This is a genomic window from Bradyrhizobium centrolobii (genome assembly GCF_001641635.1).
Lineage (GTDB): Bacteria > Pseudomonadota > Alphaproteobacteria > Rhizobiales > Xanthobacteraceae > Bradyrhizobium > Bradyrhizobium centrolobii.
Genome location: NZ_LUUB01000045.1, coordinates 85,841 through 110,109 on the forward strand (window position 1 = coordinate 85,841; position 24,269 = coordinate 110,109).

Consider the following 24,269-nt stretch of genomic DNA (forward strand, 5'->3'; position numbering starts at 1 on the left):
TGGAGCTTTTCCAGTCGAGCCTTCATGTCTTGCATGGATGGCTCCCGAGTGCCCGTTGCCGCTTTTTCCCAGCGACCAATCCCCTAAACGCGAGTTGTTCGCCAAGCTGGCCGAGCATTACAGAATATTGGCGACCGAGGTAGGGCGCGCCATGAACACGCTCGGCAGCGGTGAAACCCCTTTTCTGGGTCCCGTTCCCAAAAGAAGAAGCATGGCAGGGCCGCTCTCAGTTGGAGGCCCGCCAGCGCGAACCGGCGGGCTTGGTGAACGCGGGACCGAAGCCCGCGCTCCTGATCGATTGGCATCCCTGATTGGGCGCATCGGGACCTTTGAGACGTGGCAAGCGTTGGGGTCTCCAACACAGGGCAGGATTGCGAAGCCGGAGTTCCGGTCGTGAGTACTGTCCCTCTTGATCTTCAAAGGAAATTCGAACAGCGGTGGGCAGCCAGGTTTGCGCGGCCAGTTCTAGCGGCGACGCCCGAGAGGCCCGGAACTAAAAGCTCGCCTCGATCCGCCCGTCGACCGGCCGCACTCAAAGGAAAAGCCCGCCAGACCGAGGCGGCCGCCTTTAACTCGTCATCTGCGGCGTGAGTGCGGCGCGATACTGCGGGGCGGCAGCGAGCCGACGATGATGGCTGTTCGCAAAGGCTGGGCAACCGCCCCTCAGGCTTTTGGGCGGACCTTCTGAAGATTCTCGATTGACGCGGCCGCCCGACGGCAATCTTCGGCGACCTTCAAAAGGCCGACGCGCTCAAGCTCCATGGAAGCTATCGCAGCATGTTCAAGGCAAATGCGCTCTAGTCTTCGGAATTCCCTTAGCGCTCGGTCCACGTGTCCTCCGCGACTCTGAGGCAATGATCACGTCAACGATCGACTGAGAATGGTAACGACCCGTAAGCTTCCCGTAAGGAAAGCTACGCGAAACGCGAAAATCAAGCAACCCTTTGGCAAGGCTTAAACAATGGAACCCGATGACCACCAACGTGATTTGCGCATTTGCCGAATTTTGATGCCGTGGCTGGGGAGAAGGCCCGCCGGCCCCCGCGGGGCCTCAGCGAGCCCCACTGCGGCCTTCTGCTTAGGCCTGCGGCAGACGCGGCGCGGATGTCCGGCCGGATTTCAATTGGAATCGGTTGACTGTCCCAGCCATGGGCTACCGGAATACGACCCGGTCTCCTATCTTGGAACGAAGCCCCTAAGCCGAATAGCTGCAGTTTGCGTGGAGTGGAGTCATGCGTCGCTCGTCTGCGATGTTCCATTCATTGATGATGTTGGCGATCGAGGCAAACCAGGTGGTTGGTCTCCGCACGATGAAGCTCATGCGCGGCGGTAAACGTGCTCAGCGCGAAGCCGAATTGATGGTCCGTGAGAAAATAGATGCGGCCTTGGATGCTACCGCCAGGCTCATGGCGGGGGCCTCCGGCGATGCGATCGTTCGCCGATACCGCCGGCGCGTGGCGGCAAACGCCAAGCGGCTAAAAAAACCTGTACCGATCCGAAAGCGGAGCCGACGCCACCGATAGTCTTGCAGGCGTAGATGCGAGCGCTCAACCGAAAGAATCAGGCCAGCAATGACCGGCCGGCGTTTTAAACCTTGCGGACTTTTAACGACATGAACACCAAGGCGCCGCCCGCACGGCCAAATGCTGGCGAAATGTGACGGCTTATAAGCGGCTCACCCTCGGCCACCACAGAAACCACTCCGATGTTATTCCAAGCCGCAATTGTTTGCCTGATCGTACTCAGCATGAGCATTCTCATCGCCCACGCCGTCGACGCTCTTAGGACGTAGCGAGGCCGCCGGCGTGAACCGGCGGGCCTCGTTTAATCACGGGGTCGTGGGTTCGAGCCCCCCGCGCGCTCACCAAAAAACCAAACGAAATTAATCGGGTCAGTAGCTGCCGCAATAGTGCTTGAATTTCTGCCCTGAACCGCAGGGACAGGGATCGTTACGACCGACCTTGGTCTGCCCGTAACGCAGCCGGTTGAGGATTTTCTTGTTCTGCTCGAGGATCATCTTGCGGCGCGTCTCCTGCACGCCGATCACCGCAGCGTTGTCGCCGGGATCCCAGAACGCCTGCGGCTTCAGATGCGCGAGCTTGCCGCTGACGTAGACCGGGTAAAACCAGCCGAGCGTTCCGTCGCGGAGGCGCTGCAGCGTCGTCAGGTCGTAGAGAAAAGAAACCGCGTCGAGCAGCATCGCGTTGATGTCCTGGAAGTCGTCAATGTCGGCCTCGCACACGACCACGCTGCAATTTTCGAGCACGTAGCGCGCGCCCTTCAGCGCAGCCTTTTCCGCGCCCTGCACGTCGAGTTTAAGCAGGAACGGCGGCTTGAGCGACAGTTCCTTGACCAGTGCATCGAGCGTCGTCGCCGGCACCTTGACCTTGCTCTTGATCAGGTCGTTGACCCGCGACCAGTAGACGTCGCCTGCAGGACGCAGCGATGACCAGTAAGGATGCACCGACTCGGTGATCTCGATCTCGCCTTCGTGGTCGGTGACGACGCAGATGCGATAGTGCCCGCCAAGCGCCTCCTTGATGGCCTTGAGCGTGTCCTCATAGATTCGATTGGCGTCGATGTTGAGCGGCACCGCGCCGCCGAGGCACGACAGATGGTTGAGCACGAAGTGCCCATCGGCGCAGCCGAGGTCGACCACGGTTCCGTAGCGCACGCCCTTCGCAAACAAGTTTTGCAGCGTTGCGCTGAAATCGGCAGCCTGCATGAAATCAATCCGAACAATACCGGACTGACCGATAGCGTGCGATCAGCGGCGCGATCAACTCGCGCGTGTGGTTCTTATTGAGAGTGCCCGAACCCGCTGTGAATAGAAAAAACCCCGCCGTGCTTGTGAGCCGGCCATGCGCGAGTTCGTCGATGCCGTGCTGATGCCGCCCCATACGGCGGGTCAGACTGCGGCGTGGACTACGTCGTCAAGAGCCGCCACTCACCCAGCGAGACTTTCAGCCAGCTGCATCAGGATCGTCGCTGCCGCCTGACTGGCCGGTCCACCACCTAGGTGCGGTTCGGCCAACTGCCGAAGAACGACTCCCGCTTCATCCTTTGAAAGAAGGCCGATTTCCACCAACTTAAGCAGGCCAATTTGGCTCATTGCCAATGCTGCGATGGACGCTACCGTTACCGTGACCGTTTGTTCTTTCTCGCACATCGGTTTTCCTGCCATCCTTGAGCACAAGACCCTACCCTTGTTGAATTGCTACTTCTTCCCGCTTGAGCGAATTGAGCTAGATCAAAGCTCTTTGAGATCGATAGAAGTGTGTTCGCGCTTCAAGGTGTTCCCGCGCATATCGGTTGAGAAGAGGCGGCCCGCCCGATTCCCAGGAGGTGCCTATTCAGCGCCGCCTAAGCTTTTTTTGCCGCGATAGCGTCCTCGACCTCCTTCGCTAGCGCGTCCAGTTTCTCGCTTATTTCCGCGAACAATTGGCGCTTCGTCGGGTCCGTCGCGAGATCGCGGACCACAGCGCATCTGGCGGACGCGGTACGAAGCTTCTTGGCTAGGCGCCTCATGTTCTTCATGGCGCCTCGTCCCAATGGCAGTGAGGTGATTCAGTTCAAACCAGGATCGCAGGCCGCCGCTCTGAAGGGGCTGATTTCCAGTGCAGCGGCTGGCGCCCGCGATCAACCAGAGGAACGGCTGCCGTGGAGCAGCCGCGAAATTGTATGAGATTTTCTGGACCTGACTATTACTCAATGAGGCGGTCGAGGGGGTAATCCGAGATAGCAAAGCCGGAAACAGCGCGGCGCCTCGGTGGTACCGATCGAGGCTCGTTCAAGTATGACCGTCAAACTGGCCTCTGCAACCGCAACAGGAATGCACCAACTGGCGACGAGCTAAGACTCATCGTTCGTCGAACCGGTCAAAATTCGATGCACCCGTTCGGCTTGTTCCTTCGTCAGATTCGCTACGAAGTTATCGCCGATGAGCGCGGGGCCCCTACGTTCCCGGTCATAGACCATCCAGCCAAGACCTCCCATCCGAACGAGGTATCTCTTCTGTAACGATGCCTTCTCCTTCGACGATTCTTCTCCCAATTGCCCACCCCCCGATCAGCGATGATCAGGCCATCAAATTACTCGACCTGCATTCGCTCATATGCTGGCACTCAGCGGTGCAGCGATTGACCTGGGGAGCCGCGCCCAAGCAGGGCTATCGGTTGCGATTCCAGCGATGAGCTAGATTGGCTTACATCCTCAGGGCCGAGCCGGTCGATGGGAGGGTGTCTGCTCCTGAAAGATGGCAACCGCAATCTCCGTCAACGGCAACACTTTGTCGTCGACCCAGGCAAACCACTGGTGGCCATCATGCTTGACCTGATAGCCGGAGGCTTCGAACCATCCCACCAGAGCTCGTTCAATCTCGTTCATAGACTCAAGATCGACTCGCAGGTTTCCGCTTTTCAGCCGTGAGCTCGTGTATGCCCAATACATGCCTCGGAAGAACCAAAGCATCCCCTATGCAGCCAGCGTCACGACAAGAAGAATCACAAGGAAGAGGGCCGCCTCCATCAACCAGTAGAAGAGCGCACCAATGCTCCCCATGGCTCGCCTCACTTCACCCCCTACTGCGACATTCTGTCCTTATAAGCCTCCTTTTGTCTGCCTAGAACATGCCGGCTGTGCCTTATTGGTAGCAGGGCACCTAAAACTCTCGCGGTTTTACCTCAAATTTTGTGACTCCGGTAAAACGCAGCGGTGTCGCGTCAGTGGCGTACGACACTCCCGTCATAATTTGCGCCACGCAGACGGAATTCCATTAGCTCCATCGCCGCATGCACCACGACATCCATCGGCGACGAAAATGCCGGCTGCGCTCCCGCGAGAGAGACGAGGCGTAGCACGATCGATCAGCCACATTTCCAATCGTATTCGATCGCAGCACGCATCTGTTTTAGCATTGCGATGATTGCTTACGCGGCGCTCGCCCTGGCGGTGATCGTGAACGCCGCGCCCTGCTCGCACTTGCTGCGTCGGGATTGCTGCTGATCGACGCAAAGGCTCAGCTGCACGAGCCCAGGATCGAATAGGATTTGTTAACGATAACTCGCCGATACTTCAGCGGGACTGGGGACTCACAAGGTCCCTAAGATGGAGCATTCAACGCGACGCAAGCAGGAGCGTCGGCGAAAGAATTGGGTTGTTTCTTACGGTAATTTTTTAATCGAGTGTCGTGACGAAGATGGCGCAAAAAACTTGGCAGCCAAGCTGCGCAAGCGCCGTTACCGCGTTACAGCCCGGACAGCCGACGGCGTCTCACCCTCCTGGCGAGTAGAACCGCACGAGATCGATGGGTGGTTATCCACACCCACGAGCCGTAGTCGCTCGCCGCCGATCTGACCTACGAGGAATCGATAATTTGCGAGCTGCTTACGTCGCCGCTTTGATGGCGCCATGCGCTCTCGTCGTAGATACACGAAATGGGCGGGACACTTCCCGCCAGGCAGTCCCGCCGGGTGGGTCGCGAGCGGACATGTGACCTGCAACATCCAGTGCCTGAACGGCCGCTGCAAGCACGCGGTAGATTTTAGACTGGACCGGTTTCCGCAGGATCAGCCGTGGTCGCGTGTCGGTTGGTGCCTGGTCTGTTCAGAGTGCGGGGCTGCAGGATCTGTGAACATCGTACCCAATTGGCATGACATGCCCAGGCGAGCTGCGTCATCAAGCATGGGCTACAGATTTTGATTCCTGCGATGAAACTGACCATTGAACGTCCTTTCGCCAACCCTGAAGCAGCGGCGCGCAAGCTCATCGAACTCGCAAAGAGCATCGAGCCTGTTCAGGACGGCCGGATTCACATCGAAAAGATCAACGCGCCCTTCCTCTACAAGCTCAAAGGCAGCGGCGAGGAGTTCGGCGCCGGCATAAAGCATGCGGTCGAACGCGGCTGGCTGATGTTGCACGAGAGCGGGACCTATGTCCGGTTGATCGCTGACGACATCGAAACGGCCCCGGCACAACCCTAAATGCCGGGGCCGTTGGAGGTTGCTTGGCGGAATGCGCCAAGCGCATCGAGGTTAGAGCCGCCGAGGACTTCGGTATGTGCACTTTTGTACACACCAGAAATCCGGGATTTGCCTATTTTCCCGATCGGATTCGCATTTGTTACGGCGGCCTCGGCCAGTCTCGGTAGCTTTCCGTGACTCCGGGCGGCCTCTCTGCATTGGCGAAAGAAAGTGGCCCCAGCGGTTGGCGGCGGCTGGGGCCTTAGGGTACCAGCTCCAGACCCGCACAACGGGCCCGGTGACCGGAGCAAGCCAGCAACACGCAAAATTGCTGGTTGTTCCCGACTCCTCAATGGGTCGAAGCACTGCCATCGCTCTGGTGCCAAACAGGCTCGGCAAGGCGTTTCTAGGCTCTGGCCACCAATCGCCGTCACCGATTTGGTTACAAGGTTACCTCCCTTCGGGGGTATTGCCCGCGGCTGCTCAAAGAACGATAATTCACGTCGTTAAAGGTAATTCGTTTCGAGCTTGGGGCAAGTTTGCGCAAGTCGCTCCTTTCAGTGGGAGACTGCAATGCTCGCTTTGGAATTGCCGCACTGGTTGATGATTGTTGGCAGCGGGTTGGTGATTGCCGGGCTCATCGGCCTTGGGCTTAGTCGAAACAAGCAAGTCGACAGCGATCCGGTCGCGCTCCCGGGCGACCTGACTACATGGAGAGCTGAGGAGGCAGATGTATCCGCCGCCGCGGTCCCGGATTTACGCAGGTAGGCGCGCGCTTCGGCCCGTCAGTCAGCAAGAACCAACGCGAGGAGCGCGCCGCAGAACTCCACATCCCTTTGGATAAGTTGAACATCCACCAAGCAGGCGCGGATTTTTTCACATGATTGTCATGTGATCTTCTTAGCGTGGTCATGCGACGGGGGACCGGCGCAAGAGCTCCCCGTCCATTCGACGGCCTAGACCACCAGACCGGGCGGGGAGCTTGCCGGCGCCTTAGTTGGCGGTCTTTTTCATTTCGACGCCCCATCAAAGCAAGCCAATCAGTCCAGAATCCCTGGCGAGGATTCGATTCCTCGAAATATTCCTGCAACATTGCCCTGCTTACATTGCTGCACCGGGCAGATGGTTTCTATCCCTTAGTTGTTTTCATCCCGGGGCTGGATTTTCGAACCTAAGTTTTTTGATCGGCGTCAACAGACTCTTGAGTGCCGCCGCAAGGCGGCCCTTTTTTCTCAGGACCCGCGTTTTCACCGACCGCCCAGCGATTCAGATAGGCGCATGCAAGTTGAGAGATTGGTGAGCCTATCGTCGCACCTCGCGGCAAGCAATCAGGGGGCCCCCTTGAGTGACAGAGCATCCTTGCAGAGCAGATTTGTCATTCGGATGGGAGGCATCGGTTGGATGGTCTACGACCGAGAACGCAAGGGTCCAGCACTGATTGGGACAGACTACGCAGCCAGGCTCACGAGGGAACAAGCCGAACGCGTGATGCTGATCCTGACTGGTCCAGCGGAGGACGAAGTTTCATTTTGAGCAAAGCGCTGCGCGAGGTGTGCCGATCGCGGGCGGTCGAACCGTACAGTGCGGGCTGCCGGCGCCCGGATTATCCGTAGCGCCAGTGGCGGCAGGCTCTCGGACCTCTTGCAAGATCACCTCAGCGAGATCGCGATGTGGCTGATATTGGCCGCAAGCTCCAGGCCCGCCTTCGGGCCTTGCAGCACGATCGTCACGCCCTTCTCGTTGCGCAGGTGGACGCCGTTGACGCCACCGACCAGGGCGAAGCCGCCGCCGACGGAGCTGTAGGTGCCGGCGAAATCACTGACCTCGCGAATGCCCGATGCCCAGCCGTCGAGCCGGCCGACCGTGGCTCCCAGCGTGATGCCGAAGCTCATGCCGGAGATCTTGAACGGATAGGTCTTGCCGCGGTAGGTCAAAACGCCGCTGCCGGCGCCGCCGCCAACCAGGAGGCCGGCCTTGACGATCTTGACGCGGACATGGCCGGCGGCCTGCGCGAAGGAAAGCGTAACCGGCGCGGCGAGCGCCAGTCCCAGGAGCACAATCGCGATCAGGCGGCCTGCGCGCAGGCGCAACGCAGCTCGCCCTTCAGGGTTTTGCGGCATCGACTTTCTTCCAGGTCTGATCCGGATCGAACAGCGCCGTACGCTGTGCAATGAATTCGGTCCGCTTGCCCAGATCCTTCTGGTAGACGGTGCCGGCATGATTGACCAGGAAGGTCATGACGCCGGAGTTGCCGTATTCCGCAGGCCACGCAATCAATCCATAGCCGCCGATCATTTTGCCCTTGACGACATAGTTGAGCGCGCCGCCGGGTGCATCGGGGCCCTGCCCTTTCAGGATACGGAAGTAGTATCCATGATATGGCGCCGGTTCCCCGTCACCGGGCCTATAGCCCTCCTTCGAGGCTTCGGCTGCCAGCGCACCAAGCGGGCTCGGATCGTTGTCGTCGCGCCAGAACAGGCCATCCTTCTTGCCGGGCGAAGAGACGATGCGCTGTGCGTAGACGCCTACGCCTTCGCCGCGATCCTTCTCGGCATATTCGTTCTGCGCATCGACATAGGCGAGCGCGGTCTGGATCGCGTCGAGCTCGTTGCGGCCGATGCGGCGATACAGCACCTCCTTTCGTCCCTCGTCCGTATCGAACGCCCAGCCGCTCTTGGTATTGATCAGCGGAATCGGGAACGGGAAGTCGTCCGGCCCCAGCATCAGCGTCGCGGTCTTGTTGCCCTCCGCCTTGATCGAATGCTTCGCATCGTACATCGAGAGGAAACGCTGGCGGATGTCGGCATCGGCGACCTCATCGCCGGAGGACACGATGTCCTCGGCGGCCCTGCCGAGCACTTTCAGGATATCGCTCGGGCCGCTCTTGACCGCGGCGGCGAGCGCAGTAGCTGCGTCCTCCGGTGTCTTGTAGGACTCCTGCGCCTGCGAGGCCGAACCAGGCAACGCCAGCGCCACGAGACTGACCAAGGCCAAACATCGAAGCGACTTCAGACCGATCATGGCGACACCTCCGCTGGGATCTTCGCGCCGCCGGCGAGCCAATCGCGGTAGGTGCGGAATTTCAGTCCGAGCTTCTCGTAGGAGACCCGCAAGTAACCATCGCTGCCGCGGGTCACCGCCTCCGGCATGACGCGCTCGACCTCCTGCGCGATGACGCCGACATAGGCCTTGCGGCCGCCGATGTAAGAGAAGCGGTAATAGCCGAGCCCGTTGGTGAGATGGCCGAGCAACACGACGTCGTGCTTCAGCGCGATGTCGGAGCGCCGTCCACCACCACCGCCGCCGCGGAAACCGCCTCCCCCGCCTCCGCCACCACCGCGCATGGCCATGCCGCCACCGCCGCCGCGTCCGGCAAAGCTCGGACCGCCGCCACCACGCGGCATGCTTGCCATACTTGCGCGGCCGCGCGCCGATGCCGCGGCCGCCGCACGGCCGGATGAAACGTTCATGGCTCCGCCGCGATTGCCGCCACGGTTGCCCGCGCCGCCGCCCGCGCGGTTGGCTGCACGATCGCCGCCGCCCTTGGCGCGATTGCCGGCACCCTTGGCGCGATTGCCGGCACCCTTGGCGCGATTGCCGGCATTGGCTCTGTCGCCGCCGCCAGGCCGATCCCGCGAGCCTGCGCGATCACCGGCTCCCGCACGATCTCCCGCCCGGTCGCCCGCGCGATCACCGGCCCGATCTCCGGCGCCCTGGTTCGGACGCAGCACCTGCTGGCCGTCGCGGCCGCGAAACTCCATCCGGTCGGCGGCGCCGGCCTTGATGTTGTTGTTGCCGAAGCGCTGCTGAACATTGACGTTGTTGTAGCGCACGCCCTGGCGATGCGCCGGATTGTGCTGCCAGCCGTTTCCAATGTTGGTGGTCCGGTGATTGACGTAGACGTTGCGGTTGCCCCAATTGCAGCCGCCGCCCCAGTAATTGCCCCAGCGGCCGATCGCCCAGGCGGTGCCGAAGGCGAGGCCGGCTGCAACTACGCCCGCTCCGATATAGGAGGGATAGCCGACGTAATACGGCGGATAGTCCGCATAGGGCCAGGTGCCATAAACCGTGGCCGGATCGTAATATGGAACGTACAGCGTCCCGGGATCGGCCTGCTGGATGACCACGACCTGCTTGTTGTCCTGCGTCTGAATGCTGACCTTCTGCTGCTTGGTCGTCACCAGCTTCTTGTTGTCATAGGCCTTGTTGCGCAGGCGCTGGATCGCATCCATCACGTCCGGCTGTTGCGCGAGAAAGGCGTCGCCCAAATTCTTGGTCCATTCGAGCTTGTCGCTCATCATCGCCAGGACGTCGGCCGTGCTGGCGAGCGCCTTGACGCTGTCGTCCCAGGCCTGCTTCTCGACCTCGACCTTGAGCGCATCGCCCTTCAGATTCTTGCGCTCCTTCAGCCAGCGGTCGGCCTGCACCACCTCGAGCGGATAGGTCGAAGCGGCCAGCACGTTGGCAAGGAGCTCGTCGGGATAAAGTGCGATCGGCGCGACCAACGCCTCGAGTTGCTCGGGCTTCAGAAGCTCGGCAGCCGGCGCCGGCGGGCTTGCCGGCTGCGCCTGCGTGCTCGGGGCCGCCGGCTTGTCGGTGGTCTGCGCCGTTGCGGCGACCGGGACCGCCACCACCAGCGCAAGCGCCATCAGGGTCTTGCCGCAGCGAAACATCACACCCTCCCTTGGACTTTCCTTGCGGGAAGATCGGGCCGGAGCACGGACGTTCGTTGATCAAGATCAACGAACGGGGCGCGCTCGCTCTGTTGCAACGCGAGAGCGAGGCGTCATTCGATCAACTCGGCTTGCTGAAAGGCATCGACGCGCATCTGTGCGCCGGGGTGAACGCGGCCGCGGCGCCGACCAGGGAAATGAACTCACGGCGTCTCATGACCGCCTACTGCTCCCGACTGTGCTCGCTGCCACTCGCGGTTATCACGCAACCGCGAAAGGAAACGGCCTCGCCGGACCGAGGGGTTTGATCAAGATCAAGATACCTGCCGTCAGCGGAGGATCGGGAGCTTGATCGTGAACAGGGCGCCGCCCGCCGGCTGGTTCGCAGCGGCGATGGTGCCGTGATGAGCCTCGACGATGGTCTTGGCTATCGCGAGCCCCATGCCCATGCCTTGTGGCTTGGTGGTGAAGAAGGGATCGAACACCTTCGCGAGATCCCCGGCCGCGATGCCGGGGCCGGTGTCCGCAATCCTGATCTGCGCCTGGCGGCCGGACAGCCGCGTCGACACGGCGACCTCACGCTTCACCATCTCCGCATCGGAGATCGCGTCCATCGCATTGATGATCAGATTGAGGACGATCTGCTGGAGCTGGACCGGATCGCCTTTGACATGCAGCTCGGCAATCGCCGGCGTGTATGTCAGCGCGACGCGGCGCCCGTCAGCAACCGCCCGGACCAGGCCGATCGCCTCACCCACCGTGTCGTTGAGCTCGATGTCCCTGGCCTCGAACGGCGTCTTCTTCAAGACGCTGCGCAGCCGCCGGATCACCTCACTCGCCCGCTGATCGTCGCGCCTGATATCGGCGAGGATATGCCGGATCTCGTCGAGATCCGGCGAGGCGGCTTTCAGCATGAGCTCCGCCGTCTCCGTATTGGTGAGGATCGAGCCGAGCGGCTGGTTCAGTTCATGCGCGATCGATGTCGTCAACTCGCCGACGGCCGAATAGCGGTTGACGTGGGCGAGCTCGGCGAGGCGCTGGCGCGATTCGACTTCCGCCACCTGACGGCCGTGGCGCTCGTGCAGCAGTCCGCTGATGAGGCCGGCCTGCACGAGGATGACGGCCATGATCAGCAGCATCTGCCAGCGATAGCTTTCCCAGATGGGCGGCTCACGAAACAGGATCTCACTGCCCGGTGGCAAATTGCTTTCACTGATGCCCCAACGCCGGAGTTCCCGCCAATCATACTTCGGGGACCCGAATCCGATCGGCTCGAATTTCATGTTGGACGGCTTCTCGCCGCCGAGGATGCGGATGGCGGCATCGACGGTCTTCGAACTGGTTTCGGCGACCGAATGCATCGGACCGCCGACGGTACTGCCGCCGAAGAAGGGCTCCTGATAGGAAAAGATCGGCGCATTCGCGACCGCATGCAGTCTGCGCAAGGCGATATCGCCCTCGTGGACGATGCCCGCGGCATCGACCGACATCAAACCCCAGAACAGCACCGTGTGCGGCGGAAGATCCGATGCGCGCTTCAGGATCTCGTCGAACGACAGGTCCGAAAACCAGACGAGGTCGAGCCGGCCCTCCAGCGGCCTCAGCTCCCGCTTCACCTCGTCGCTCCAGAACTTCTCGAGCGGCGAGGCGCCGACCACGATGGCGACCGTCCTGGTGTCCGGCAGAAGCTGGAGAATGTTGTCGAACGCGGCCAAGAAATCGTTGCGGACCGCCACGACGACGTCGTTATCAGTGAGATCGGCGCGGTTCACCAGCCGCTGCTCGACCACGGTCAGCACCATCGGCGTACCGGGAAACAGCTTTCCCCGATATCTCTGCACGAACCGCGCCGCGGGTGCGCCGATGCTCAGCACGATGTCGGGCAGCGCGCCCTGGTACAGCGAGCCAAGATACTCGACGAAAGGCGCTTCCGGACCCGGATTGTTGAAGCGCGCGGTCAGCAGCGTGTGCTCCTGTATATCGAGCGGCCAAGGCGATCGCCGCTCGAGCTCGGCCTTGATGCTGCGCGCAAATTCGCTCCAGGGCCGAAACTCGCGGCCGAAGGAATGCAGCACCAGCACGCGCTTGGGCTCGCTGCGCGTGGCGGCGCCCGGCTCGGCGGCGCGCGCGCGCCCGGACAGCATACACGCAGAGAGCCACAGGCCGAGGCACAGCAGCGCGGCCGCGACCGGCCACGGCCTGACCGACGCAATGGTCATGGGCCCGCTCATGCTCCTCCTCGGCGGCTTCCAATGGCCGCTCGGGGCAAATTCTAGCGGGAATTGCCGAGTGCCGACAACCCGCGGCCCGTCGCTATGTCGCCGGACAGCGGTGATAGCGGATTTCCATGTCCTCCATGCCCGGGAACAGGCGGACGAGACTATTGGCATCCAGCTCCTTCAGGCTGAACTGAACGCTGGAGAGCATGATGTCGGTCGCGCAGGCGGCGATCAGATTGACGTTCGGGCCGGCATCCTTCCTCGCCTTGATCCGGCAGCGTGCGAACTTGCCGATGATCTGGTCGCCATCGATGATGAAGCCGCCGCCATAGACATCCGACATGTCCGCGAAGCCGAGCTGCACACCCTGGCGTACGAACACCTTTGCACAATTGTCGGCATCGCTCGCCCAGGCGCCGTTGAGATCGAGCGCATCGGCGCGACTGGCCGTGACAGCCGGCGATGCAAGCAGCAGTGCGCTCAGCGCGATTACCTTCCGTAAATCCATCTCTGATCCCTTCCCTCGCGCGTACTCAATGGCCGCTCAGCACCAGCGTCTGGATCGGCAGCAACAGCGCCTGGATGCGCAGCAGGAGCGCATGCACGAGGCCGACGCCGTCGACGACGTGCAGCGCAATCTTCCGGCTGGTCGGGGTGTCCTTGGCCGAGATCTCTTCGTGATTGCTGGTGTAGGCATTGACGATGCAGCTGCTGCCGGGCGTCACGCCGTCGAGGCCGCCCTGGTAGAGCGGCTCCAGGAACACCAGGATGGTGCCGGGGCGAACGGCGTTCTGCGCCTCGAGCAGCTGCTCGCCGGTGCGGAACTGTCCGGCGGCGATGTAGTCCTGCACTGTCGTGATCACCATCGGGATGATGACCCAGGGTTTTGAGATGCAGGTCGCCTCGGCGACCATGCCCGTCTGCATCACCTGCGCCTCGATCTGGCCAAAGCCCGCCTGAAGCACCTTGCGGCCCGCGCCTTCCGGAATGAGAACGCCTGCGGGGCGCATCAGCTGGTTGACGACGTCGCCGGGGCGCACCAGGAACTGCTCGACCCGCCCGTCGACGCCGGCGCGGACGATGGTCTTGTCGAGATCGACCTGAGCCTGGTCGAGCGCCGCTTCGGCGCTGGCCTTTTGGGCCGGCAACAGCGTCGATACCTGCAGGCTCGCGGCCTGTTTGGCAGCATTTGCGCCATCAATGCCGGCCTGGCGCTGATCGACCAGCACCTGAAGCTTTTCGATGTCTCGCTGCGGAACGATGCCAGGGTTGCGGCGCTGGAGCTCCTTCTTGACGTCGAGTTCGTCCTTGGCCTGCTGATAATTGGCCTTCGCCTCCCCGATCTGCGCCTCGGCCTTGACCACATCGGCCTGTGCGGTCTGCATGGCCGCGTCGACCTCGGAAACCTTCCGCTTCGCGGTTTCAAGCGCGGCCTGCTGCTTCGAGTTGTCCAGCGTAAACAGCACGTCGCCTTTCTTCACCGGCGCGCTGATGCCGATTTTGACTTCGGCCACACGGCCGGACCCCTCGGGCAGGATTGGCACCGTGCGGTAGTACAGCGTTGCCGACGACGTCGACGGATGGAAGTAGAAGATCATGGTGATCAGCGACACCGTCAGCATCAGGCAGCCGGTGATGCCCCAGCGCAGCTCGTACCAGACCGAGAAGAAGGTGATCTCCTTGCCAAGCCGCTTGCCCTGGACGTAACGGCGATAGAGGTAGTCCGGCACAATCGTCACGAGGGAGCAGATCATGAGCTCAAGCATGGCTGTGCTCCTTCTCCCTCACGGTCCCCGGCTTGTCCGCGGGGGGTGGGCTTGCCGGCGGCACCTCTCCCTCCTCTCCGGGCGTTGCGTCGGCGATCTTCTCGACGGAATCGGCGATGCTGCGCAGCGGCGTGCCGAAATCGGGGATGTCGATGAGCGCGAGCAGCAGGCCCGCGACCCAGAAGATGTGCATGTGCGTGAAGAGCGAGATCAGGCCGAGGACCGCGACGAACTCGAATTGCAGCTTTTGCGACTTGTGCGCCATCCGTTCCGGAAGGCTGTGCAGCTTCCAATAGAGCGTGCCGACCCAGAGCACGGTGCCGATCAGGAACACTCCCATCACCACCATCAGCGTGTCGGTCCCACTTCCCGGCGCGAGGTAGAAGGGGAGATGATGCGGCGCCATCGGATGAAGCTGATCGTTCAACGAACTCTCCCAACTCAGGAATTTGGCCCATGGAGGCTCGTGCGGCATTGTGGGCAACAGAGCCCCGGGTTTGCTTGATTTGAATCAAGGGAATGCCCCCTGCCCGACCTAGCCTTCCACGAACGCCGATTGCACAACCATGCAGGAGCCGCAGTCATGCCCGGCCTTGATGATCTCATTCCCAATGCCGCCAATATCCGCAAAGAGGCTGCTCTCAAGGAGGCCGAGAGGGCCGAGGAATATGCCCGTCTCGCAGCCGCCGCCGAAGCCGAGAAACACGCCCTGATCGAACGGCTGAGCAAGCCGTCCGGCAAGAGCGAGGAGGAGAAGATCCAGCTCGCCTCGACCATCATCCAGCGCGCGGTGCGCAACGGCCTGACCCAGGTCCAGGTCTATCGCTTCCCCAACACGCTGTGCACCGACAGGGGGCGCGCCATCAACCAGCAGGAAAAGGGCTGGGAGAACACGCTGACCGGGATCCCCAAGGAGATCTTCCAGCTCTGGACAGACTATCTGAAACCGCGCGGCTATCGCATCGCCTATCAGATCATCGATTTTCCGGGCGGCGTGCCCGGCGATGTCGGCGTGACCATTTCCTGGGGCGATGATTGAGCGCCGCAAGACCGGTTGATGCAGCGAGAGGATCGACATGGCCAAGGACGCGCCCAATGATCGGATGAAGCGCAAGGACTACGAGAAGGAGCTGGAGAAGCTTCAGGTCGAATTGTGCCACCTTCAGGACTATGTGCGGGAAAACAAGCTCCGGGTCATCGTCCTGTTCGAGGGCCGGGACGCGGCCGGCAAGGGCGGAACGATCAAGGCGATCACCGAAAAGGTCAGCCCGCGCGTCTTTCGCGTGGTCGCCCTGCCCGCGCCGTCGGACCGCGAAAAGAGCCAGCTCTTCTTCCAGCGTTACATGGAACAATTTCCAGCAGGCGGTGAGATCGTGATCTTCGACCGCAGCTGGTACAACCGCGCCGGCGTCGAATATGTGATGGGCTTCTGCACACCCGCCGAGCACGAGCGGTTTCTGAACCTGTGCCCCCAGATGGAACAATACGCCATCGATGGCGGCATCATCCTGATCAAGATCTGGCTCGAGGTCGGGATGGACGAGCAGGAGCGCCGCTTCAACGCCCGCATCGACGATCCCGTGCGGCAATGGAAACTGAGCCCGATGGATCTGGAGTCCTACCGGCGCTGGTACGACTATTCGCGGGCGCGCGATCTGATGCTGAAGGAGACGAGTACGAAAGAGGCGCCATGGTACATCGTCCGCTCCGACGACAAGCGCCGGGCGCGGCTGAACTGCATCGCGCATATCCTGGGGGAGATCCCCTACAAGCGCGTCAAGAAAGACAAGATCAAGCTGCCGAAGCGCTCCGACAAGGGGCGCTACAACGACCAGGCCAGCCTGAACGGAATGAACTTCGTCGCCGAGCGGTACTGAGGAGCGACCGGGCCGCGGTGACGCGGCCCGATTTGCAGCGCGCTTATTTCAAGCGGATTGTGACGCCGCCGACTGCGGCCGAGACTTCCGCGCCGACCTTTGGACCGCTGAGCTGCAAGATCACGCCATTGCCGTTCTGCAACTGAACAGCGCCTGCGCCCGCCGCGACGGCGCCGCCTGCCCCGCCGACCGCGTAGGAACCCTCAATCGATTGCGGTCCCCTCAGGTTGAGGGCGCGGCCGACATACTTGGTGGTCGAGGCGCCAATCGTGAAGCCGACGCTCATACCGGAGACCGTGAAGGGATATTTCTTGCCCCTGTACAGCAGGACGCCCTCGCCGCCACCGACGCCGACGACGAAGCCGCCCTTGGTAAAGACGACGGCAACCTGGCCGGTGTCGGCACGCGATGGCGTGGCAAGACCGGCGAATGCCGCGAGCGAGGCGACCAGGACGGCACCGGTGGCAAGTTTTCTCATGACGTTCCTTTCCTTCTGGTTATAGCGGCAAATTGTTGAGCAAGGATCATCGCGAACGCATCCTTGGACATTGCCCGATCCCTTGCAAAGATGCTGCGTTCGACGTCGGGGGCGCGTTGATCCAGGTCAATGGTTGCGCACATTCGGATGGCACCGTCGGCCGCGGCGATAGCGTTCCCGTCGCAACCTGCCCTCTCAGGCTCCTCCTTGCGCGATGTTGACTCGATCGTCGCCGAGAACGCTGTCGAGCGATCGCAACCACTGGCCGCTGTCGGTCTTCTCTGCCAGCCCTTCGGCGCGCAACAGGTCGCGCAACTGCGCATGCGCGCCGACGATGCAGAAGGTGACGTGGCGGGAGGCGAGCTCATCGTAGAGGTCGTGCAGCATGCGCGCACCGGCCAGATCGATATACGGCGATGCCGAAAGGTCGCAGGCCACCAGCCGGATGCCCGGCGACCTCCGGAGCGCAATCAGGACTGTCTCCAGGATCGGCTCGGCATTGATGTAGAGCAGCGAGGCTTCTGGCCGGAACGCGATGACGCCCACGAGTGGCTCAACGCCCTCGTGCCTTGCGCTGTCAGAGTAGCGGCCGCTGCCGGGCAGCCGGCCGAGAAACGCAACGTTCGGCTGCGAGGCGCGGGCCAGGAGCAGGAAGATCGACGCGATCGACGCCAGCAGGACGCCCTGGAGGATGCCGAGCAGCAACACGGACACCAAGGCAATCGCCGCGGCGCAGAAGTCGAGCCGGCTGACCTGCCACATCCGCAGCAGCGCGCGGATGTCCACCAGCCTGTAGACGGCGGCGAAGACGATGGCCGCGAGCACCGCCTTGGGAAGGTTGGTCAATAGCCCCGTGAAGAACAGAAGGCAGAGCCCGAGCGTCACCGAGCAGATCACCAGAGCCAGCGGCGTGCGCGCGCCCGCGCTGTCATTGACGGCCGATTGCGACAGGCCGCCGGCGACAGGATAGCCGTGGCCGAAGGCGGCGGCGAGGTTCGCGGCCCCCAGCCCGAGAAACTCCTGTCGCACGTCGAGCGGATAGCCATGCTTGGCGGCAAAGCTCCGCGCCGCCGAAACACCTTCGATATAGGCCAGCAGCACGCATCCGGCGGCGAGCGGAAAGAGATCATCGAACTCCAAGAGACCGAATGTCGGCAGCGCCAGCGCCGGTAACCCTTCCGGTATCTTGCCGGTAATGGGCACACCGAGGGCCGGAAGACCAAGCAGCGTTGCAACCAGGATCGCCAGCGCCACGATGGTGATGCCGACCGGCTTTCCCGGCAGAAGCCGCTCGCCGAGCAGGAGCAGCAGCAGCGCGACCGCGCCGATCGTCAGCACAAGCGGGTCGATATGCCCGAGCTGCCCAGCGAGCTTAATGGCGCGGTCGAAGAAATTGTGGCCGCCGCCGGCGACGCCCAAGAGGCTCGGCAACTGGCTCATGATGATGGTGAGCCCGGCACCGGCCTTGAAGCCGACCAATATGCTGTCGCTGACGAGGCGAACGAGCACGCTGAGCCTGAACAGCCAGGCGATGAAACACAGCACCGCCACGGCAAAGGCCGCAAGGCTTGCGATCTGCGCATAGCGCACCGTATCCCCGCCGGCAAGCGCGCCGACGGTGGCAGCGATCATCAAGGAGATCGCCGAGGTCGGGCCGATTGCGAGCTGCCGCGACGACCCAAGCAAGGCATAGCCGATGCCGCCGAGCATGTAGCCGTATGCACCGACCTGCGGCGGCAGGCCTGCCAGCGCCGCATAGGCGAGCGAGACCGGAATGGCGTAAGCGGCGAGCGTAATCCCGGCGATCGCGTCGGACGGTAGCCACTCGCGGCGATAGGCGGCGAGCCAGCCGGCCGGCGGAAAGAACCGCGTCCAGCCGGGCTCGGAGGGTGCACTCATCGCGGCTCCTCCTGGCGCGGAGCCTCGCAACGCAGCAACACGATCAACAGCGCGATCACGGGAATGCCGAGCGCGAGATCGGGAATGTTCTTGGTGGCGAAGGCGCCCACGGCCACTCCGAGACCGAACGCAATGCACAGTGCCGTGAGTATGCCGGAGCGGCGAAGCGTTCCGAGCTGGGGGCCTCCGAACGTCGCGGCGAAAAGCGCTTCGATCGCCTGACGCATATTCCCGGTAATCATCACCGTGCTGCAGGCCACTCCCTCGACCTTGGTGAAGACCGCAGGCTGCATCGCGGCGACGAGCGAGATGCCCAGCGTGCCCGCGAGGTCCGGCAGGCGGTTATGCAGAATGCCGATCGCGACCAGAAGCACGATCTCGATCAGCGTGCTGATCGCGGGGGTACGTTCGCCGGTGACGCGGCGTAACCATGCCGCGATGACGATGCCCACGGCAAAGGCGAGGATCGGCGCGAGGAAATGCAGCGCCTCTTCCCACTCGCCCACAATGCCGTGAACCCAGAGCAGGACCAGGTTCGCCGTCTGGGCATTGGCCATCACGCCGTGAATCATCCAGGTGTAGGCATCGAGATAGCCTCCTGCGAAGGCAAGCAAGAGCACCACTTCGACCGTTTGGTCACGATGCACGGACGAACCGGCGGCGATATCCAGAGAGCTCATGTCCAGCGCGTCGATTGTCGCAGATGCAGCATCCGCTCATAGGCGACTTCCGGTCGCCAGCGAGGGTTGATCTGGATCAAGCAATCCCCGGTCCATGCAGATCAAATCCGCCGCAATGCGCCGGGGGAAATGCGCCCATGGACACCGTCAGGTGGATCATCACCATCGCACCGGAGATCTTCCTGCTGCTGGCGATTGCGATCGGCACCATTCTCGGCCGCATGCGAATTCACGGGATTTCGATCGGCACCACCACCTGCATCCTGATCGTCGCCGTGCTGATCGGGCAACTCGGCAACTTCACCTTCCCGCCGATACTCAGGACGATCCTGTTCAGCCTCTTCGTCTTCACCATCGGCTACCGGTCCGGGCCGGAATTCTTCGCCTCCTTGCGCTTCCGGACCCTGGCGCAGGTTGTCCTGGCGCTGGTGATCGGAGGCACCGGGCTCGCCCTTGTGCTCTTCTTCGCCTCTTCGTTCAAACTCGATCCGGGGACCGCCGCAGGCCTCACCGCCGGCGCGCTGACACAGTCGTCCGTGATCGGCACCGCGTCGGGCGCGCTGGCGCAGCTCGGCCTGCCGAAGGCTGCACTGGAGCAGCAGGAAGCCAACATCGCAGCCGGCTATGCCGTGACTTATGTGCTCGGCTACATCCTCACACTGTTGTTCGTTCCGTTCGTCGCACCACGGCTGATGCAGGTCGATCTGAAGATGGAGGCAGCGAAGCTTGAGGTCCAGCTCGCCGGCGGCGCGCCGCCGAAGACCGAGAACTTGTCCTATCGCAAATTCCAGGCCCGCGCCTATCGCGTTTCGACCGCGGCGGGCCGCAGGATCGAGGCGATCGAAGCGGAGATCGGCCACCGGACCGTCGTAGAGCGGATCGTCCGCCGCGGTGCCGACATCGCGCCGCATCGGGACACCATGCTCGAGCCGGGCGACGACATCGTCCTGACCGGCCCAACCGCCGGCCTTGTTACGGCAAAGCCGGTCATCGGAACAGAAATCGATGCCGACGAGCTGCTGCGCAACCTGCCCGGCAACGTGATCGAGGTCCTCGTCGAGAACCGCAGGCTGCACGGCCGCTCGATCAGGGAGGTCGCCGAAATCGTCGGCGACAATGCGCGCGGCGTCTTTCTCCGTGCCCTCACCCGCATGGGCCGCGAAGTGCCACTTGGCCCCGACACGCGTGTCTATATCGGCGACGTCATGACGCTGGTCGGCAGTACCAGCAATATCGCGCGGGCGACGGCGCAGGTCGGACACGCCCTGCATGCAGGCGATCGAACCGACATCGCCTTCCTTGCCGGCGGCATTGCCGTCGGTCTCCTTGCCGGCCTTGCAAACTTCAAGGTCGGCGCCGTCGCGCGGGCGCTTGGCGGCGGAGGCGGTGCGCTGATCGCGGGCATCGTCTGCGGCTGGTTGCGGTCGCGCAAGCCGACCATGGGCGCGCTGCCGCCGGCGGCGCAGCAGACGCTGAGCGATCTCGGGCTTGGCGGCTTCATCGCGGCGATCGGGCTCGGCAACGGCCTTGCCGCCTGGTCGGCGATCCAGGCGCACGGTCTCCTGCTGGTCGGCATGGGTATCGTCGTCACGCTGATCCCGATGACGGTGGGAACGCTGTTCGCATACTACGTGCTGCGCATGAATCCGGTCGTGACCTGCGGTGCTCTGGCCGGCGCCATGACGGTCGATGCCGCCGTCACCGGCGCCTGCGACGTCGCCGGAAGCCAGACGCCGGTGCTCGGCGTCGCCGTACCCTACGCCGTCGGTAACGTTGTGCTGACTGTACTCGGTCCGATCGTGGTGGCCCGTACGTTCACGGCTTGAAGGAGATCGCGATGCGCTCGCCGCTGACTGCAATCCTCCGGTCCCTCGCAACCGCCCTGCTTCTCGTTGCCACTCTCGGCACGCCGGCGCGCGCCGAGGACGAAGTCCGCCTCCAGGAGGAGATCTGGGCGCTGCCGCTGCCCTTACCGATGTTCGCCTATCTGGTCCGCCCGGTCGGCGACGGCCCCTTCCCGCTCGTGATCATGAACCACGGCGTCTCGCTCACCCCGACCGACCGCAGCTTCTTTCCTCTGGTGGAATTCCGCGACGCCGCCAAATGGTTCGCAAAGCGCGGCTATCTCGTGGTGGCGCCGGTCGGCAGCGGATATGGCGCCGCCGCCATCGACATTCCCGAGCGCGCGATTTACGGGCCGTTCTTCTCCAAGGTCGGCAGGTGTACCAATCCCAATTTCCACGACGCGGGACTTGCGGTCGCGCAGGTCGATCTCTGGATCATCGACTACCTGGCGGCTGAGAAGCGCATCATCCCGAAGGACGTGATCGTGGTCGGGCAGTCCGCCGGCGGCTGGGCCTCGATCGCGCTGTCGAGCGTCAACCCGCCTCAGGTGAAGGCCATCATCACCTTTGCCGCCGGCCGCGGCGGGCGCGTCGGCGGCAAGCCCAACAACAATTGCGCACCCGACAAGCTGGTCGCGGCCACCGCCGACTTCGGCCGCACCTCGCGCGTACCGATGCTGTGGATCTACATCGAGAACGACACCTTCTTCGGTCCCGATCTGTCGAAGCGCATGCATCAGGCCTTCACCGCAGCCGGCGGCCGGGCCGAGTATCACCTGATGCCGCCGTTCGGCAACGACGGCCATTTCTTCATTGGCTCGCCGGATGCGATCCCGCTGTGGTCGCCACTGGTGACGAAGTTTCTCGACGCGCAGAAATAACCCCGGGTTTGGAGGCAAGATCATGTTCAGTGCTCGTCATTGCCTCTCAGGCCTTCTGGTCCTCGCAATTGCCGCGGTCGCGACATCAACCGGCATTTCAGCACGAAAGACCGCGCAGGCCGATAAGCCGGCCGAGGTCGCAACGCGCAGCCAGCGCGAGGCCAAGGACATCACCTTCGGCGATTGGCAAAAGCTCTGCTTCAAGGCAGGCGGCGCGCCAACACTGTGCCGGACGTCCATCACCGGCAAATTCCCGACCGGCCAGATGGCCGTGCGCGTCGACCTGATCGAGCGCGAGGATGCGCCGACGGCACGGCTGCAATTGTTCGTGCCAGTCGGTATGTATCTGCAGCAGCCTGCCAAGCTGACTGTGGATCAAGGCCAGCCCTATCGGGTGCCCTATAGCTGGTGCCTCACCAATGCCTGCATCGCAGCCGATGTTGCGGATCCCAAGGCCATCAGGGAGATGGAATCCGGGAAGACGCTGACCCTCGAGGTCGTCGATGCGAATCTGCTCGCACTGGCGACCTCGATACCGCTGGCGCAATTTGCGTCCGTCCACAAGGGCGCGCCGGCCAAGATGCTGGAGCAATATGTCGACGAATGAGTGTCCCTCGTGGCGCTATGCCACCGATGCCCGCGCGATCGACTCAATCAGGGATTGCGCTGTGAAAGGCTTGGTCAGGTAGGCGATGCATCCCGACCCGATCGCGGCGGCACGGTTCGCCGCGCTGTCATTCCCGGTGATGTAGATGACCGGAGCGGTGACGCCTGCCTCCGCCAGCTTTTGCCGCAGATCGATGCCGGACCTTCCATCGAGATTGATGTCGAGGACGATGCAGATCGCCTCGTCGAAATGGCCGTGATCGAGCAAGGCGCTTGCGGATTCGAACAGCGTGGTCCCGAAGCCGTGCTCGCGCAGCAGCCTGCTCATGCTAGTCCGCATGGACGGATCGTCATCGACGACAAAAACGGACTCGCGCGTCGGCAATATTGTCGGCCTTCCCGAAAGATGGACGAATGCGAGCGCGGTGACGGCAGTCGAATACGAGATACCTGTGGCCTGCTTCACCGGCCGGACGCCTGTGAAGCTATTGCGCACAGCGCGCGGCGCACTGTCAACACGCTCTGATATTGTCCTTTGGGGCAGTCACATCGCGGAAACTGCATCGCGACGACACAGCATCTAACGGTCGTTCGCATCGATTATCCCGAGCCGTTCCGCGATCGAAACGAGCTCCGCAAGCGAATGAACCTGCATCTTGTCCATCACCTGGTGGCGGTGCGCTTTCACCGTGCGTTCGCTCGTGCCGAGCTCATGCGCGATCTGCTTGTTGATCCTGCCGCGCACGATGAGGTCGAACACCTGCCGCTCGCGCTGTGTCAGCGTGGCGAGATGGGCACGGAAGCTCTCGAGCCTGCCGCGCTGGGCGCGCGCGGTGTCATGGCGCGCCAGCGCGCGCTCGATCGCGTCGATCAACTGCTCGGAGGAAATCGGCTTGGTTAAGAAGTCCTCCGCGCCGGCCTTGATGGCCTGCACCGTGGTCGGCGTGTCCGCGTGTCCGGTCAGGAATATGATCGGCAGCGTCGAGCCCGATGCGATCAATCGGGTCTGCAAGTCGGGACCGCTCAGTCCCGGTATCCGCACGTCGAGCAGGATGCATGCTGGCCGGGCGTCGTCAGGCGCGGCATCCAGCAGGTCTTGCGCCGACGCATAGGTTGCGACGTCGTAGCCGGCGAGCTTCAGCCGGCGCGCAATCGCCGTCCGAAAGGAATCATCATCATCGACCACGTGAACAAGGCCGGGCACGCGTCACCTCTTGCTGAATCACCGGCCACTACCGGAAATCGTGAAACGGGCGGGGTCAAGCCGAAAGGCTCGAATATCAAAACATATCCTTCGCAACAGGAAATATCCGGGGCCCGACAACATTTTCTCAATCCGCGCAACAGACGCCCGGCGCACGCGCCGCTGTCCTTTGGTACAATGAA

At 62.7% G+C, this 24,269-nt stretch carries 25 protein-coding genes; 9 read left to right on the top strand and 16 right to left on the bottom strand.

Translation table 11 applies throughout. The annotated features are described in order from the left end of the window. The first annotated feature begins 1,232 nt into the window (after positions 1 to 1,232). On the top strand, positions 1,233 to 1,523 hold the full coding sequence (locus tag AYJ54_RS12515; protein ID WP_063699209.1) for a hypothetical protein: 291 nt from the start codon (positions 1,233 to 1,235) through the stop codon (positions 1,521 to 1,523). A gap of 64 nt (positions 1,524 to 1,587) precedes the next feature. Here AYJ54_RS12515 and AYJ54_RS50635 read toward each other — a convergent pair whose 3' ends face one another. The 4 genes from AYJ54_RS50635 to AYJ54_RS50640 form a co-directional block, all read right to left on the bottom strand. Further along, positions 1,588 to 1,749, bottom strand: a complete 162-nt coding sequence (locus tag AYJ54_RS50635) for a hypothetical protein (RefSeq protein WP_161491845.1) — start codon at positions 1,747 to 1,749, stop codon at positions 1,588 to 1,590. 142 nt (positions 1,750 to 1,891) lie between these two features. Then, positions 1,892 to 2,725 (bottom strand): FkbM family methyltransferase, encoded by an 834-nt coding sequence (locus tag AYJ54_RS12520; protein ID WP_063699210.1) that lies wholly within the window; start codon positions 2,723 to 2,725, stop codon positions 1,892 to 1,894. Positions 2,726 to 2,947: 222 nt separating this feature from the next. Further along, the gene (locus AYJ54_RS12525) at positions 2,948 to 3,169 is read right to left on the bottom strand and encodes a hypothetical protein (RefSeq protein WP_136623651.1); all 222 of its coding nucleotides are present in this window, start codon (positions 3,167 to 3,169) and stop codon (positions 2,948 to 2,950) included. A gap of 1,043 nt (positions 3,170 to 4,212) precedes the next feature. Beyond that, positions 4,213 to 4,386 (bottom strand): hypothetical protein, encoded by a 174-nt coding sequence (locus AYJ54_RS50640; RefSeq protein ID WP_161491846.1) that lies wholly within the window; start codon positions 4,384 to 4,386, stop codon positions 4,213 to 4,215. 1,322 nt (positions 4,387 to 5,708) lie between these two features. Here AYJ54_RS50640 and AYJ54_RS12535 point away from each other — a divergent pair. Both AYJ54_RS12535 and AYJ54_RS12540 read left to right on the top strand, forming a co-directional pair. Next, positions 5,709 to 5,981, top strand: a complete 273-nt coding sequence (locus tag AYJ54_RS12535; protein ID WP_063699213.1) for a hypothetical protein — start codon at positions 5,709 to 5,711, stop codon at positions 5,979 to 5,981. Positions 5,982 to 6,533: 552 nt separating this feature from the next. Then, on the top strand, positions 6,534 to 6,728 hold the full coding sequence (locus AYJ54_RS12540; RefSeq protein ID WP_063699214.1) for a hypothetical protein: 195 nt from the start codon (positions 6,534 to 6,536) through the stop codon (positions 6,726 to 6,728). Positions 6,729 to 7,609: 881 nt separating this feature from the next. On the opposite strand, the gene AYJ54_RS12550 is transcribed toward AYJ54_RS12540, so the two are convergent. From AYJ54_RS12550 to AYJ54_RS12560, 3 genes are read right to left on the bottom strand one after another with little or no spacing between them, the layout of a single operon-like run. Next, positions 7,610 to 8,080 carry a hypothetical protein gene (locus tag AYJ54_RS12550; RefSeq protein ID WP_063699215.1) on the bottom strand — a complete coding sequence of 157 codons (471 nt, stop codon included), beginning with the start codon at positions 8,078 to 8,080 and terminating at the stop codon, positions 7,610 to 7,612. Further along, positions 8,064 to 8,981, bottom strand: coding sequence for a DUF2950 domain-containing protein (locus tag AYJ54_RS12555; protein WP_063699216.1), 918 nt, complete (start codon positions 8,979 to 8,981; stop codon positions 8,064 to 8,066). The genes AYJ54_RS12550 and AYJ54_RS12555 overlap by 17 nt, the downstream gene beginning before the upstream one ends. Continuing rightward, on the bottom strand, positions 8,978 to 10,633 hold the full coding sequence (locus AYJ54_RS12560; protein WP_063699217.1) for a DUF3300 domain-containing protein: 1,656 nt from the start codon (positions 10,631 to 10,633) through the stop codon (positions 8,978 to 8,980). The genes AYJ54_RS12555 and AYJ54_RS12560 overlap by 4 nt, the downstream gene beginning before the upstream one ends. A 56-nt stretch (positions 10,634 to 10,689) precedes the next feature. On the opposite strand from AYJ54_RS12560, the gene AYJ54_RS12565 reads away from it, so the two are divergent. After that, entirely contained in the window at positions 10,690 to 10,941 is a 252-nt protein-coding gene (locus AYJ54_RS12565) for a hypothetical protein (protein WP_063699218.1), read from the top strand. 21 nt (positions 10,942 to 10,962) lie between these two features. On the opposite strand, the gene AYJ54_RS12570 is transcribed toward AYJ54_RS12565, so the two are convergent. From AYJ54_RS12570 to AYJ54_RS12585, 4 genes are all read right to left on the bottom strand, one after another. Beyond that, positions 10,963 to 12,864, bottom strand: a complete 1,902-nt coding sequence (locus tag AYJ54_RS12570) for a sensor histidine kinase (RefSeq protein ID WP_063699219.1) — start codon at positions 12,862 to 12,864, stop codon at positions 10,963 to 10,965. An 82-nt stretch (positions 12,865 to 12,946) separates the two neighbouring features. Continuing rightward, positions 12,947 to 13,360 carry a hypothetical protein gene (locus AYJ54_RS12575; RefSeq protein WP_063699220.1) on the bottom strand — a complete coding sequence of 138 codons (414 nt, stop codon included), beginning with the start codon at positions 13,358 to 13,360 and terminating at the stop codon, positions 12,947 to 12,949. Positions 13,361 to 13,385: 25 nt separating this feature from the next. Further along, positions 13,386 to 14,618 carry an HlyD family secretion protein gene (locus AYJ54_RS12580; protein WP_063699221.1) on the bottom strand — a complete coding sequence of 411 codons (1,233 nt, stop codon included), beginning with the start codon at positions 14,616 to 14,618 and terminating at the stop codon, positions 13,386 to 13,388. Continuing rightward, on the bottom strand, positions 14,611 to 15,024 hold the full coding sequence (locus tag AYJ54_RS12585) for a hypothetical protein (protein WP_063699272.1): 414 nt from the start codon (positions 15,022 to 15,024) through the stop codon (positions 14,611 to 14,613). The genes AYJ54_RS12580 and AYJ54_RS12585 overlap by 8 nt, the downstream gene beginning before the upstream one ends. 177 nt (positions 15,025 to 15,201) lie before the next feature. Here AYJ54_RS12585 and AYJ54_RS12590 point away from each other — a divergent pair, with 177 nt between their 5' ends. Then, a complete protein-coding gene (locus AYJ54_RS12590) occupies positions 15,202 to 15,657 on the top strand; it encodes a hypothetical protein (protein ID WP_063699222.1) in 456 nt (151 codons plus the stop codon). 37 nt (positions 15,658 to 15,694) lie between these two features. Then, the gene (gene ppk2, locus AYJ54_RS12595; protein ID WP_063699223.1) at positions 15,695 to 16,495 is read left to right on the top strand and encodes a polyphosphate kinase 2; all 801 of its coding nucleotides are present in this window, start codon (positions 15,695 to 15,697) and stop codon (positions 16,493 to 16,495) included. A 43-nt stretch (positions 16,496 to 16,538) separates the two neighbouring features. On the opposite strand, the gene AYJ54_RS12600 is transcribed toward ppk2, so the two are convergent. The 3 genes from AYJ54_RS12600 to AYJ54_RS12610 form a co-directional block, all read right to left on the bottom strand. Next, positions 16,539 to 16,973: a hypothetical protein gene (locus tag AYJ54_RS12600; RefSeq protein ID WP_063699224.1), complete on the bottom strand. Its 435-nt coding sequence runs from the start codon at positions 16,971 to 16,973 to the stop codon at positions 16,539 to 16,541. Positions 16,974 to 17,168: 195 nt separating this feature from the next. Then, a complete protein-coding gene (locus tag AYJ54_RS12605; protein ID WP_063699225.1) occupies positions 17,169 to 18,872 on the bottom strand; it encodes a SulP family inorganic anion transporter in 1,704 nt (567 codons plus the stop codon). Then, complete coding sequence (locus AYJ54_RS12610) at positions 18,869 to 19,552, bottom strand: YoaK family protein (RefSeq protein ID WP_063699226.1); 684 nt, start codon at positions 19,550 to 19,552, stop codon at positions 18,869 to 18,871. The genes AYJ54_RS12605 and AYJ54_RS12610 overlap by 4 nt, the downstream gene beginning before the upstream one ends. A 137-nt stretch (positions 19,553 to 19,689) precedes the next feature. Here AYJ54_RS12610 and AYJ54_RS12615 point away from each other — a divergent pair, with 137 nt between their 5' ends. From AYJ54_RS12615 to AYJ54_RS12625, 3 genes are read left to right on the top strand one after another with little or no spacing between them, the layout of a single operon-like run. Then, on the top strand, positions 19,690 to 21,378 hold the full coding sequence (locus AYJ54_RS12615) for an aspartate:alanine exchanger family transporter (RefSeq protein WP_063699227.1): 1,689 nt from the start codon (positions 19,690 to 19,692) through the stop codon (positions 21,376 to 21,378). 11 nt (positions 21,379 to 21,389) lie between these two features. Next, positions 21,390 to 22,277: an alpha/beta hydrolase family protein gene (locus AYJ54_RS12620; RefSeq protein WP_063699273.1), complete on the top strand. Its 888-nt coding sequence runs from the start codon at positions 21,390 to 21,392 to the stop codon at positions 22,275 to 22,277. Between the two features lie 22 nt (positions 22,278 to 22,299). Further along, complete coding sequence (locus AYJ54_RS12625; RefSeq protein WP_063699228.1) at positions 22,300 to 22,884, top strand: invasion associated locus B family protein; 585 nt, start codon at positions 22,300 to 22,302, stop codon at positions 22,882 to 22,884. A gap of 15 nt (positions 22,885 to 22,899) precedes the next feature. Here AYJ54_RS12625 and AYJ54_RS12630 read toward each other — a convergent pair whose 3' ends face one another. Then, positions 22,900 to 23,268, bottom strand: a complete 369-nt coding sequence (locus AYJ54_RS12630) for a response regulator (RefSeq protein ID WP_082905634.1) — start codon at positions 23,266 to 23,268, stop codon at positions 22,900 to 22,902. Between the two features lie 195 nt (positions 23,269 to 23,463). Continuing rightward, positions 23,464 to 24,087, bottom strand: a complete 624-nt coding sequence (locus AYJ54_RS12635; RefSeq protein WP_063699229.1) for a response regulator transcription factor — start codon at positions 24,085 to 24,087, stop codon at positions 23,464 to 23,466. Between the last annotated feature and the right edge of the window lie 182 nt (positions 24,088 to 24,269).